General features: G+C 43.1%; 13 protein-coding genes and 1 tRNA gene. 13 read left to right on the top strand and 1 reads right to left on the bottom strand.

From position 1 onward, the window contains the following. Nucleotides 1-5: 5 nt before the first annotated feature. From KP625_RS03990 to KP625_RS03940, 11 genes are all read left to right on the top strand, one after another. A complete protein-coding gene (locus KP625_RS03990) occupies nt 6-290 on the top strand; it encodes a hypothetical protein (RefSeq protein WP_238299478.1) in 285 nt (94 codons plus the stop codon). Then, the gene (locus tag KP625_RS03985; protein WP_238299477.1) at nt 283-606 is read left to right on the top strand and encodes a head-tail adaptor protein; all 324 of its coding nucleotides are present in this window, start codon (nt 283-285) and stop codon (nt 604-606) included. The genes KP625_RS03990 and KP625_RS03985 overlap by 8 nt, the downstream gene beginning before the upstream one ends. Further along, nucleotides 587-979 carry a hypothetical protein gene (locus KP625_RS03980; RefSeq protein WP_238299476.1) on the top strand — a complete coding sequence of 131 codons (393 nt, stop codon included), beginning with the start codon at nt 587-589 and terminating at the stop codon, nt 977-979. The genes KP625_RS03985 and KP625_RS03980 overlap by 20 nt, the downstream gene beginning before the upstream one ends. Further along, a complete protein-coding gene (locus tag KP625_RS03975; RefSeq protein WP_238299475.1) occupies nt 976-1,293 on the top strand; it encodes a hypothetical protein in 318 nt (105 codons plus the stop codon). The genes KP625_RS03980 and KP625_RS03975 overlap by 4 nt, the downstream gene beginning before the upstream one ends. A 2-nt stretch (nt 1,294-1,295) precedes the next feature. Beyond that, entirely contained in the window at nt 1,296-1,916 is a 621-nt protein-coding gene (locus tag KP625_RS03970) for a major tail protein (RefSeq protein WP_238299474.1), read from the top strand. Between the two features lie 92 nt (nt 1,917-2,008). Next, nucleotides 2,009-2,368, top strand: a complete 360-nt coding sequence (locus KP625_RS03965) for a hypothetical protein (RefSeq protein WP_195541256.1) — start codon at nt 2,009-2,011, stop codon at nt 2,366-2,368. A gap of 5 nt (nt 2,369-2,373) precedes the next feature. Continuing rightward, on the top strand, nt 2,374-2,547 hold the full coding sequence (locus tag KP625_RS03960) for a hypothetical protein (protein ID WP_178016600.1): 174 nt from the start codon (nt 2,374-2,376) through the stop codon (nt 2,545-2,547). A gap of 12 nt (nt 2,548-2,559) precedes the next feature. After that, nucleotides 2,560-5,010 carry a phage tail tape measure protein gene (locus KP625_RS03955; protein WP_238299473.1) on the top strand — a complete coding sequence of 817 codons (2,451 nt, stop codon included), beginning with the start codon at nt 2,560-2,562 and terminating at the stop codon, nt 5,008-5,010. After that, complete coding sequence (locus tag KP625_RS03950; protein ID WP_238299472.1) at nt 5,010-5,357, top strand: hypothetical protein; 348 nt, start codon at nt 5,010-5,012, stop codon at nt 5,355-5,357. The genes KP625_RS03955 and KP625_RS03950 overlap by 1 nt, the downstream gene beginning before the upstream one ends. A gap of 187 nt (nt 5,358-5,544) precedes the next feature. Next, the gene (locus tag KP625_RS03945) at nt 5,545-8,007 is read left to right on the top strand and encodes a hypothetical protein (RefSeq protein WP_238299471.1); all 2,463 of its coding nucleotides are present in this window, start codon (nt 5,545-5,547) and stop codon (nt 8,005-8,007) included. A gap of 1 nt (nt 8,008) precedes the next feature. Next, complete coding sequence (locus KP625_RS03940) at nt 8,009-9,355, top strand: hypothetical protein (protein WP_238299470.1); 1,347 nt, start codon at nt 8,009-8,011, stop codon at nt 9,353-9,355. A 126-nt stretch (nt 9,356-9,481) separates the two neighbouring features. On the opposite strand, the gene KP625_RS03935 is transcribed toward KP625_RS03940, so the two are convergent. Beyond that, a tRNA-Thr gene (locus KP625_RS03935) sits at nt 9,482-9,554 on the bottom strand. Between the two features lie 241 nt (nt 9,555-9,795). Between KP625_RS03935 and KP625_RS03930 the strand changes: the two genes are divergently transcribed. Continuing rightward, nucleotides 9,796-11,616, top strand: coding sequence for a dockerin type I domain-containing protein (locus KP625_RS03930; protein WP_238299469.1), 1,821 nt, complete (start codon nt 9,796-9,798; stop codon nt 11,614-11,616). A 39-nt stretch (nt 11,617-11,655) separates the two neighbouring features. Beyond that, nucleotides 11,656-13,587 (top strand): cadherin-like beta sandwich domain-containing protein, encoded by a 1,932-nt coding sequence (locus tag KP625_RS03925; RefSeq protein ID WP_238299468.1) that lies wholly within the window; start codon nt 11,656-11,658, stop codon nt 13,585-13,587. Nucleotides 13,588-13,611 lie beyond the last annotated feature (24 nt).

Below are 13,611 nucleotides of genomic sequence, written 5' to 3'. Positions count from 1 at the left end.
AGCGTATGACAGATGCAGATAGATTGACGATGTTGAAGATTGACCTCGGCATATCGGCTGAGGTGTACGATCAGCGGCTGACACGGTATCTGCAGGCAGCACAGACGGAGATAGAGCGGGAGGGTATTACCTTCCCGCCGGAGCCGCCTGTAGATGATGAGGAGCTGATCATAAGCTATGCCGCGTGGAAATGGCGGCAACGAGCAACCGGAGAGGGTATGCCGCGGATGCTCCGGTATGCGCTGAATAACCGCCTGTTGTCACAGAAAGCGAGGACGGAAGATGGATGATGAAATCATATTGCTTGAAACGAAGACCGACCAGGATGATATCGGGAATACGATTATTATAGAGACAATCGAACACCCGGTGATATGCAAGGTACAGTCTGTTGATCGCCAGGAGTTCTTCAAAGCCGGGCAGGTCGGTATGAATCCGAAGTATCGCTTTGACACAGATAAGGTAAATTACAACGGCGAAGAGCTTGTGAAGTACAAAGACAAGGTATATGGGATCTATCGCACCTATGAGCGTACAGATTCCGATACGATCGAGCTTTATGCTGAAGAGAAAGCAGGGGTGACGTATGTCGAACAAGACGATTAAAATTGGACAGCTTGATATGGAATTACAGTCGATTTTTTCAGCGTTTAAGCATCATGTGAATACCGCGGTCGATACGGCAGCGGAGAATGTAGCAGAGAAAGCAATAAAGAAGCTGAAAAAGACCTCACCCAAAAACAAGCATGCAAAAAGAAGAAAAAAGTACAAAAATGGATGGAAATATGAAAAGACGAAACGCGGTATGATATTGCACAACGAGCAGTACCGGCTGACACATCTTCTTGAGAACGGTCATGACATCATCATCAATGGAGAAGTGCGAGGACACGCTGATGCACACGTGCATATTGCACCGGTGGAAGCCTGGGCGCAGGATGAGTTTCCAGAAGAATTCAAAAGGCAGGTGGAAAAATGATGACGATTGCAGATGTAAAGAAAGTCTTGTCGGTACCGGGGGTGACTGTACACTATGACCATGCACCGGAAGGCACGAAAGTACCTTTTATCACGTACACATGCCATGCGGACAGCAATTTCTTTGCAGATGACAAGGTGTATCAGAAAATCAGCTCCATACATGCTGTGCTGTACAGCACGAAGAAGGATGAGAAGCTGGAAGCGATGATCGAAGATGCTTTGAATGAAGCAGAAATCCCGTGGAGCATGACAGACGAGTTCAAGAACGAGCAGAAAGTATTTATGACCATATACGAAGTGGAGGTAATATAAAGATGGATAAAGAAAAAAATAAGATTAAGTTTGGACTGAAAAATACGCACTATGCGATTATCACAGAGACGGAACAGGAGGATGGAACAATCAAGAGTACATACAGTACGCCGAAAAAATGGCCGGGAGCAGTAAGTATGTCGCTTGATCCGTCCGGAGAATCCAACACGTTTTATGCGGATGATACCGCGTATGCCGTATTATCAAGCAATTCCGGCTATGAGGGAGATTTCGAATCTGCACTAGTACCGGAGGACGTAGAGATTGAGGTGATGGGACAGGAAGAAGTCGATGGTGTGCTTGTTGAATCTTCGACAGACGAACAGAAGTATATTGCTCTTTTGTTTGAGTTTTCAGGCGATAAAAAGGCACGCAGACATGTACTGTATCGTTGCTCACTGACACGACACTCCGTTGCGTCCCAGACCAAGGAAGACAGCACGGAGCCTGTGACAGAATCTGTGACAATTAAGGCTACACCACGTCCGGATGTCAACGTGATCAATGGCAAGGAAAAGAATCTGGTTAAAGCAACAACCGGATCCAATACAACAGATGGCGCGTATAAGAGCTGGTATACAAAAGTATGGGAGCCGACTGCATCAGAACAGGCAGCAGGTTAATATCAATTATGAAATGGGATGGTAGAAGATACCGTCCCATTTTTCTTGCAAAAATATAAAGTTGCACCGGTGCAACAGAAACGGAGGATACTATGAGATCAGTGATCAGAATTGGACAGAGAGAGGTAGCAGTTGAAAGCAACGCAGCAACTGCGATTCGATACAAGCAGATTTTTAAGCGCGAGCTGTTAAAGGATCTTGCGAAGCTGGAGAACGTAGAAGACGTAGACAAGCTTGATGCAATCGAATATACATCGAAGCTTGCGTATGTGATGAACATGCAGAACCGGAAGGAGATTAAAGAAGCTTCAGAAGAAGGATATATTGCATGGATGGAAGAATTTGAGGAAGCAGACTTCCAGGATCCTGCGGCAATCACATCCATCCTGAACGTTTGGAATCGAAATATCACGACCACAAGTGAATTAAAAAAAGACCAAAGCCCACAGTAAGGGAGATGAATACAAACATCTTTATGCTGCGGGCTTTTTCATTACACATATCGATGCAGGACCTTGAGGAGTTAACACATGGAGATGTGCTCGACATGATGATTGAGAGCAGCAACGACACATACAACTACCCACTCAAGGCGACGCAGGATGATTTTGATAAATTTGCAGCTATGTAAGGAGGTGGCTACGTGGGACAGATCAAGGGAATTACAATTGAAATCGATGGAAAGACAACAGGACTTACAAAGGCACTGAAATCAGCAAATGCGGAAATCAAATCTACACAAAGCAATTTGAAAGCAATGGAGAAGGCCCTGAAGCTGGATCCGAAGAATGTAGATCTGCTTAAAGCAAAGCAGAATGCCTTGAATGAGGTCATCAAAGAGACAAAAGAAAAGCTGGATATGGAAAAGCAGGCGGCAGAATCAGCTAAGAAAGAGCTGGAGCTTGGAAATATCACACAGGGCGAATATGATGCGCTACAGGCAGAGATTGTCACGACGACGAAGAATCTGGAAGACCTGGAGAAACAGGCAAGACAATCCGCGTCGGTGCTTGGAAGCCAGATGCAGGCAGCGGGCGCGCAGATGCAGGAGGTTGGTACAAAAGTACAGGATGTTGGAAGTTCAATCAGTAGTTTTGGAAGTAGCATGACAAAAAATGTTACAGCACCAATTGTTGCCGCTGGTACAGCATCTATTGCAGCGTTTAATGAAGTTGATGCTGGAATGGATATTATTGTGAAAAAAACTGGTGCAACAGGAAAGACATTAGAAGGGTTTGAAGATATTGCAAAAAGAATTGCACAGGATATTCCAACATCTTTCGAGACAGCAGGTGCAGCAGTAGGTGAAGTCAATACAAGGTTTGGTGTGACGGGGTCTACGTTGGAAGACTTGTCTACGCGGTTTATTAAATTTGCAGAACTGAATGATACAGATGTATCAGGATCTATTGATAATGTTCAAAAGGTAATGGCCGCGTACAATGTAGATATCAGTCATACAGGAGGCTTGCTCGATACATTAAATGCAACAGGACAAGCGACGGGGATTAGTGTAGACACACTTGCGTCTCTTATGGTTACGAATTCAGCAGCAATGCAACAGATGGGATTGAATGCAGCATCGAGTGCAAATTTTCTTGGAAAAGTAGAAATGTCAGGTGCAGATACATCACAGGTTATGAGTGGTCTGTCGAAGGCATTAAAGAATGCAACGGCAGATGGAAAACCTTTAGATGAAGCATTGACTGAGATTCAATCAAGTATGGTTGATGCAAAAACAGAAACAGAGGGTTTGCAGGCGGCATATGATTTGTTTGGTACAAAAGCAGGAGCTGCAGTTTATCAAGCATGTAAGAGTGGATCGCTTAGTTTTCAGGAATTAAGTGCATCAATGACAGACAATATCGGAAATGTAAATACAACATATGACGCAATGCTTGATGATACAGACAAATTGAAAACAACTATGAATACTGTAAAGGCTGCGGCAAGTGAGGTTGGATCAACACTTGCATCTATGTTAGCACCGATATTAGAGAATATTTCAGAAAAGATAAGAGGATTAGGTGAAAAATGGAATAGTTTATCAGATTCTCAGCAACAGCATATTATAGCGATTGCAGGCGTTGCGGCGGCAATAGGACCGTTAATAGTATTGATAGGAACGCTTATAAATTCAGTAGGTAAGGTCATATTTTATGGCGGTCAGATAGTGTCTTTAGTCGGTTCTATCACAACATGGATGGGTACCGCATCTACGTTTATTACAGGAACCATGATTCCGGCCATCACAGGGGTTATCACCGCAATAGGACCATTTCTGCTGATTGCCGCAGCGGTTATTGCCGTGATTACTGCAATTATCGTAGTTATAAAGAACTGGGATGCAATCGTCGAGGTGGCACAGTTTGTCTGGGAAACCTTCTGTGAGAAGGTGTCACAGCTTGTCACGGCGTTTAAGGAATTCTTTACGTCTGCATTTCAGGCGATAGGAAGCTTCTTTACAGGCATATGGAATGGGATCGTGTCGGTAGCGACAAATGCATGGTCAAGCATAAGGAATGTATTCAGCACGGTTGGAAGTTTCTTCACAGGCATATTCCAACAGGCGTGGAATGGCATAACAAGTATCTTCAATCGATTAGGCGGTTTCTTTTCAGGTGTGTGGAACTCTGTTACAGGCATCTTCAAAAGTGCAGGTATGGCAATCGGCAATGCGATTTCCGGAGCAGTAAAAACAGCCGTTAATTTTGTCTTATCCAAGGCAATCGGAATTATAAACGGATTCATCGGTGCGATCAATGCGGTAATCGGTGTGATCAACAAGATACCGGGTGTCAGTCTGTCGAAGATCAGTAAGCTCGGTGTGCCACAGCTTGAGCGAGGTGGTGTGCTTGCAAAAGGACAGGTCGGACTTTTGGAAGGTAATGGCGCCGAGGCGGTTGTACCGCTCGATCAGAACGAGAAGTGGATTGCGGCCGTGGCACGTGAGATGAAAGCCGCACTTGCAGGTAATCAGACAGCGATGGCAGCAGGCGATATTATAATCCCGGTGCAAATCGGACAGTCGAAATTAACTGAAATCATTGTACGTGCGAACCAGATCAATAATTACAGATCAGGAGGAAGATAATGCTGAACAAATATGTAAAAATCAATGGCGAACGTGTACCAAATCCAATCAATTATTCAGAGAGCTTCAGCAAAGTATCAAATACATTTCAGTCAGAAGCAGGGGATGATCTTGCAATTGACGTGCGAGCCGGGAAGTATTCCGGCTCGTTGAAGTTCCAGGTATCTTCGAGATGGAAGAACAAGCTGCTTGGATATGCAAAGATGCAGTCGGTAAAACTGCAGATTGATGAAGCGGAGTATACGGTGCGTGTTAAGAGTATTGATTGCAATTTGGAGAAAAATTCGGAGTACAGTCAGAATACGCAAGGATACTGGACGGTATCTTTTAGTGCGGAAGAGCTATAAGAGGAGGAAGCATCATGAACGAAGAGAATGATTTAGGATGCTTCCGACGACTTGCCGCCGAACGAGGAGGACACATATGTGCAAAGCACATATTTAGGATGTGTCCGACGATATATCACAGAGCGAAAGCGATGTGGTGTTACCCGAATGTGAGGGGGCGATACATATTATATGAGGAGGCGGTAGCATGTATCAGGTATCAGAAGAATATCTGAAACAAACAAAAAGAAAAGTACAGACGTTCCGCCTGGCCGGAACAGTAAATAAGATTGCATTTACCAATCATGACATATTAAGCGGTTCTTTCACGATAACGAATCAGTGCAGCGAGCAGAACGATGTCAAGATCGGCTCTGTGTATATTGGAGAATTAAAATGCACATTCAAGCCGGATCTGCAGGTGCCGGACTGGACGAATGCACAGATTATAGTCTCAGAAGGACTCTTGATTGACGGTACTGCATGGGAAGATGTACCGCTTGGCGTCTATACAGTATCAGAAGCAAATGACACAGAGTATGGCGTTGATATCACAGCATACGACAACATGGCTCGCTTCAATCGATCCTGTACGGTAGATATTACAATTGGCACACCATATGAGTTGTTAACGCTTGCTTGCACAACCTGTGAGGTAGAGTTGGGACTGACACAGGCAGATGTAGATGCACTTCCGAACGGAACGGAGAGTCTTTCGCTTTATACAGAGAATGATATCGAGACATGGCAGGATTTTGTATTCTGGGTAGCACAGGCTACAGGTACCATTGCGACGATGGATCGCGAAGGAAAGCTTGTACTTAGAAGCTACACGCAGAATGTTGTTGATACACTTACGAATCATGAACGGTTTACCGGCTCAAAGTTCAGTAAGTTTGAGACACGCTACTCTGGATTATCCTGTGTGAATATGGAAAACGACACTACAAGCTATTATGGATCTGATCCGGATAATTATCTGACATACAATCTTGGATCGAATCCGTTTCTGCAATATGGTGTAGACAGCTACAAAGAGCAGATCCGGCGCGCGGTGCTGGATGCGCTTTTGAAAATAGACTATGTGCCATTCGAGACGAGCTGCTTATGTGGGGCGATGTATGACCTTGGCGATATCATCCGGTGCACGGATGGTATTGCTCCGGGAAAGCTTGGATGTGTGATGATGTATGATTATATATTCAACGGAGGATATAAGATCACAGGCTTTGGATCGGATCCAGCGCTTGCAACGGCAAAGAGCAAGACGGATAAGAATCTGGAAGGGCTGCGAAACTCGGTATCTTCTTCAGACATTCTCTTTTTCAATTACGAAAATGCGTCTGCGCTTCAGCTTGGGGATGGAGATTCCAAGGCAATCATAGATATCCGTTTTACATCGTCCGTCTCAATAGGTGTGCTTTTTCAAGCGGAAGTGTTGCTGGAAGCAACTGCAACAGAAGAGGATGTAATTGCATCAATCGAGTACACATTAAACGAAGTGACGATTATTGGTTACAATCCAACGGAAACATGGAAAAATGGAAAGCATATACTGAGCTTGATGTACATGCTAATGATTGATGCAAATTCAATCAACCGATGGCTGGTTAAGCTGTCTATAGCCGGCGGCAGTGTAGCAATTGCACAAGGCGGCATACGTGCGGTTATTTACGGACAGGGCTTAGTTGGTACGGTTGAGTGGGATGGATTCATCACACTGGAAGAGAAGCTTACAAGAATAGCTGTAACAGATTCTATTACGGTATCAAAAAATATGATATGTACTGTAGTTGCGGGATTAATTGATGTAGACAGAAATGTTATGGAAAATCGGCTTCAGACGATTCAAGTGAAGAATATTGTGGCTGTTGGGAATTTGCTTGATAAGGCGGAAATTCGCTGGGGAATCGTTAGTTGGACATTTTCGACAGACAGTGAATGCACGTACTCGTCAAGATATGTATCAACGGAAGACGGGGCATTTAGACTTGCAACGGAATTTGTGAACAAATCGGCAAATAAGAGCATAGACCGTGGTATGATGAATGTTCTTGAGCTGGATTCGACAGAATTTGAATCGATCCAGAGTGTTATTGTTAGTGATGTGTTCAATTCTGCGAGTGAGAATGGAGATTTTGTGAGTGAGACAGAACAGGTTGTAAAGTATCTACTCTGGTCGAAAAACAAGTATTACACGATTCAGGATGATGTTGTAAGTGAAATAACACTTTCGAGTGATACCCTGCAGGCAGCAGATTTCGAGACACATGGATTAGATACAGCACCGGCATCGGACTATATCTTGCAATTAGAATCACCGAAGATATACAAATGGACTGCAGCTGACACAATCCTAGATACAATGATTACGATCACGGCGGTACCGCATGCGCAGATCGTACAGGCAACGTGTGATATGTCGGATGTAAGTATCTATGGAATCACCGGAGCAACAGCAATCCATGAAGGTATAAAAGTTAAGCTATCCTATGATGCAGGTATGACCTGGACGGAAGAGGAAACTTTGACGGATGCATTGGAAGGAAGTATGTTACAGGCATATGAGAGTGTAGGGCAATCAAAGATACTTACAGTCGCATTCATAGTATCAACAGTAATAGACAGTTTGACAGAGTTTCAGTATCAATTTAAAAATGAGGAGGATTAAGATGGAATCAGTACTTAAAAATGTATATATCAACAAAATTCAGATACCGAAGTTTCACGGACATATCCGATTGGAACTTCAGGGATGTAGAGAAAAAGAAGTTGTAGAGCATGACAATCATATGACGGATGCACTGGAACAAATTATAGAGACAGGCCTTTGGGGGAATGTAGTTGAACTATGGAAAACATTATGTCCAACATATCAAAAAGCATTCGGTGGAATTTTACTAACAGATAAAAGTATTCCGGATGATTCCGTGATGCTGCCTGGAGGAATAGAGGTTACAGCATGTGGTTCGTACAATGTTGTGAATAATGATAGTGCACTTACACAGGGAAGTTATAATGTTAATGAAAGTGTGTTAGATTGGGCAAGCAAAAAGATGACATATGTATATGATTGGACAACGAATCAGGGAAATGGAACAATTGCAGCAGCGGCACTTTGTAATGCAAAAGCGGGACTGTGTGGGTATGGGGATTCGGGTATATCAATTAATGGAAATGCAAGTGATATATCTGAATTAATTGGCAATACTACAAATGTATATTGTGCAAAAGGTGCAAATGTATGTTTAATAACGGATCAATATCAGTATGCGGTCGAACAAAATAATAATACAATAATAGTAACGCGATATGACTCGAATCGAAATTCTATAGCACCATTTTCTGATACACCATTTAACAATGTTACTACAAAAGAAAAGATTAACTATAAAGAATTTAAAATTGAATCAGATACAAAAGTTGATGTCTATAAGAGTTGCACAGATGGTACAAAAATATACTTTTGGAATTACTATTGGCTAACCCCTGGGTCTACAGGTATATGTACAATTATAAACACTTCAAATATGACAGTGAAAACAATTGAATTAAAAAATTCAACTGGAGAAACGATACGTTTTGATAAGGGATTTATGTGTTATCAGAATTATTTATATACATTAAATGGAAATTTAAATAAGTTAATAGAAATAAATATGTCAAATGCAAGCGATATTAAAGAATATCCGTTACCTGGTAACAATATAGTCCTTAATACTGTAACAAATGCTTCAACAGGTAAAATTTACATGAAAAAAGAAGGAGGCAAAAATTTGATTTTTGATTGTATAACAAAAACAATTAAAGCATCTAAACTTGGAAGTTATGGGTATAATTATGGTATAGCAAATGTAAATCCGTTATCTGCGATACATATGTATATGACAAACGGGGATAATTTTATTAAAGAAACAAAGCTTGCACTGTATTTGGGCACAATCAGTAATTTGGATAAATCTGTGCAGAAGACAGCCGACAAAACGATGAAGGTTACATATACGATTCAGCAGGAGTAATTTGGTGTGCAGCAGGTGTGCAAAAAAAGTGCGTATATGTGCAATCCGGAGTGTGATACAGATATCATAAAGCACGGAAATTATAGGCAATTGCATAGATTATATATAATAGGAAGAAATAGAATAAGCTGGTAACGGGAATCGAACCCGTGACCTCCGCACTACCAATGCGACGCTCTACCGACTGAGCCATACCAGCCTGCTTTTTACAAAGCACAACAGAGATAATACTGTATTATTCGTTTCCTGTCAAGAGAAATATTGCTGACAGGGAGATGGCAGAGGGATATGTATACTGGAAATAAACACAAGATACAGTAAAATTTCAAAATAAAACGAAGAAAAGTACAAAATTTGCTGAAAAAAGGCTGTACATCGCTATATATTGTGCTATACTATCTCTGTATAATTGGGCTTAAAATCAGAAAAGGTGTGGTCAAATGATAAGAAAACGATGGGTTTCGATAGTGGTTGTAATCTGCATGATTGCACTGCTTTTTCAATATATTCCGGAGGTCCGTGTTTCGGCGGCAACCGATGGTTCTATTAAATCAGGTGTTTCAGGTGTTTATTTCCGGGAGACTCCGGGCGGGACACCGCTTAAGGATACGTATGGGAATACGATCTTTTTGAATGGTGGACAGACACTGACAATTCAGGACACATCAAATTCCAGTTGGTATAAAGTAACATTGACTTATAATGGTGCTACATTTACAGGATATGTCAGTTCCCAATATGTTGTAGCGGGTGATCAGCAGCCGACGTCCACGCCGAGTTCTGATGGGGACTTTGAGACGAAGCTTTCGTCACAGGGATTCCCGGACAGCTATAAACCATATCTTCGGGCTATTCATGAGAGATATCCAAACTGGGAGTTTCGGGCTGTGCAGACAGGAGTGGACTGGAATACATTACTTGCAAATGAAGTATCCAAATCAGGTCAGGTAAAAAACTTGATTTATGGAACAAACTCTTATCCACATTATAACTGGAGATCTACAACGATCGGTTATAATGCGGCAACCGATACATGGAGTTCTTTTGATGGGAGAACCTGGTTTGCGGCATCGGATGATCTGGTCGCTTATTATCTGGATCCGCGTACATATCTGTATGAGAATTACATATTTGCTTTTGAGAGTCTGTCCTACCAGGCAGGTATGCAGAATGAGACCGGCGTAGAGGCAATCCTGAAAGGTACATTTATGTCTCAGACGTGTCCATCCGGAGATAGTCGGACATATGCGCAGATTATCATGGAGGCTGCTTCACAATCCGGTGTAAGCCCGTATCATATAGCGAGTCGGATCCGGCTGGAGATGGGAACGACGATCGGAACTGCATGTTCCGGTACGAATTCAAGCTATCCTGGTATTTATAATTTCTATAATATCGGCGCTTTTGACACGGCAAACGGAAATGCAGCGGTGAAAGGTTTGAAGTGGGCAGCGGGCAGCGGCTCATATGGACGTCCGTGGAATACGGCTGCAAAGTCGATTGTCGGAGGTGCCCAGTATCTGGGAGCATCTTATATCAGTGTGGGTCAGAATACACTGTACACACAGAAGTTTAATGTAACGAACAAAAACAGTTTGTTCAGCCATCAGTATATGACGAATATCCAATCGCCGTCGACAGAATGCCTGACAAATTACAATGCCTATAAAAATAATAATCTGCTGGATTCATCTATGGTATTTGAAATCCCTGTGTATTCCAACATGCCATCGCAGGCGGTATCCAAACCGGCAGATTCCGGTAATCCGAATAACTGGTTGAAATCCCTTACAATTCAGGGATATGGTCTGACACCATCCTATGCGGTGAACAATATCACGGATTATTCGCTGATCGTGTCTGAATCTGTGGATAAGATCTCAATATCCGCAACACCGGTCAATAAAAATGCGCGTGTGAGTGGAGCAGGAACCGTAAGTCTATCCAAGGGTACGAACATTGTTGATATCGTTGTGACAGCGCAAAGCGGTGCAACGAGAACTTATAAATTAACGGTTGTCCGGGGAACCGCAACGAATACCCCATCTACACCGGCAGCTGGCAGCAAGCGGGGCGATCTGAATGGAGACGGGAAGATTACGGCGCTTGATATCGTAAAATTACAGAGACTGATTGTTGGATTGGATGCATTGAATAGCAATGTGCTTGCAGTCGCAGATGTGAACGGAGACGGAAAAGTAACGGCACTTGATATTGTAAAGATCCAGCGGCATATTGTTGGACTGGAAACAATTCAGTAAAAACATGATACACGACAGGATGAAAACAGGAGGAATATCATGAAGAAGATTTTAAAATGTGGACTGGCAATTTTGACAGCATTAATCATGTGCTTGAATTTTGGAAATATTGATACGCAGGCGGCGAATGTTGTAATTGCGTTGAGTGCGAGTACAGTTAGTGTGGGAAATAATGTTACGGCGACGATTTCCGTCACCGGTTCCGATATATCGGCATATACGATTTATGTTTCCTATAATTCAAGTGTGCTTCAGTATAATTCGGCAAGCGGAAGTGCCATTGTGAATGGCGGCGGTGGAACTGTTACCGCAAGTGGAACGGCTGCGGGTTCTTTTAGTATTTCGTTTACAGCGATTGCAAACGGAAGTGGCAGTATCTCCACGAGTGGAAGTGATGTTTACGATATAAACGGAAATGCAATCTCGATTTCCCATGCGGGCGCAACTGTAACTGTAGCAACTGCATCAAATAATAACAACGGAGATAATGATAACAATGGGGATGACGGACAGACGACAGAGACAACAGAGGAGGATGGAAGATCCACAGACTGCAGTTTGTCAAGCCTACAGGTATCTCCGGGTACATTGTCACCGGCGTTTTCGGCAGGCCGGACAACATATGCCATGCAGGTAGCAGAGGATGTTACAAGTATTGTTGTCAGTGCAACAGCGGCAGACAGCAAGGCAACGACAAGTGTTTCCGGTGCCAACTCCATTCAGAAGGGCAGAAATACAGTCCGGGTAACGGTTACGGCAGAAAATGGTGCGGTAAAGGTCTATACAATCAATGTACAGGCTGGTGAAGATGTAGGAGATCCGGTAGCTACGATAGATGGCGCAGACTATGAATTTGTGATGAGTGAGGATGGACTTGAAGCACCGGAAGGCTTTACAGCAGGTACGACAACCTACAAGGATTGGGATGTCCTTTCCTTCCAGTCTCCGAACAAGAAGATCACCGTTGTGTGTCTGAAGGATGAAGATGGTGAGAATCATTGGTACATCATGGATGCAGAGAAGGATACATTTACCCCATATCAGGAGTATTCATCCCAGTATAATCGATATATTATTATAGCGGCACCGGAAGGTGTGGGGATTCCGGAAGGATTCACAGAAACCACGTTGAAGATTGGTGATAATGAGGTTGTGGCATACCAGTCGGCGGATGTAGCAGACAAAGATCTGTATCTGGTATATGCTGTCAATGTGGAAGGCGAAGAAGGCTTCTATGAATATGATGCGAAGGAACAGTCATTTTTGAGATACGTGCCAATGATTGTATCGGAGGAGGTTTTAGTTCCGGCAACTCCGGCGGAAGCGACACCGGCTGCACCGGTGGAGGTGCCGGTTGAGAAAAGTCCTTTTAGCAGCCCGCTTGTGATTGGTATTTTCGCAGGGGCAGCATTGATTATTGTAATATTGATTATATGTCTTGTAATATTTGCGGGCCGGATCAATAAACAGAACAAGGAAATGCTGGATGCAGAAGATATGATTGCGCAGCTTGCAAATGCAAACAAGGATGTGAATCCGGAATTACTGCAGAAACTTGGGCTTGACAGACCGGAAGAAACGGAAGCAAAAGTAGAAGTACAGGATGAGACTGCCGAGGAAAAATTAGCAGATGCAATCGTGGAAGAAACAGTGGCTCCGATTGAAAATGCAGATGAAACGAAAACGGTGAAGACGGAAGAAACCAAAACAGAACATACATCTGAAATACCAAAGACAAATAATTCGGTTTTGACATCCGAGGTGGATGCATTGGTAGAAGAAGTGAACCGCGATTTTGCGAATATGGCTGCCGGAGAATCTTATGTGGAGAAGTCAGAGAAAGAACTGGCACATGAGGATTACGAGAAGCGTTCTATGGAGATTAACAATCGAATTATGACGAATTATGATTCGCAGAAGGACAGTGTGTTTGCGGACGATGCAAAACCGAAAGAACCGGAGAACAAATAGGAAATTGACGAAACTACGATACAA

The sequence above is a fragment of the Eubacterium sp. MSJ-33 genome (assembly GCF_022174665.1).
GTDB lineage: Bacteria > Bacillota > Clostridia > Lachnospirales > Lachnospiraceae > Coprococcus_C.
The sequence above is the reverse complement of the archived record's forward strand: the minus strand, read 5'-3'. Positions and strand labels throughout refer to the sequence as shown.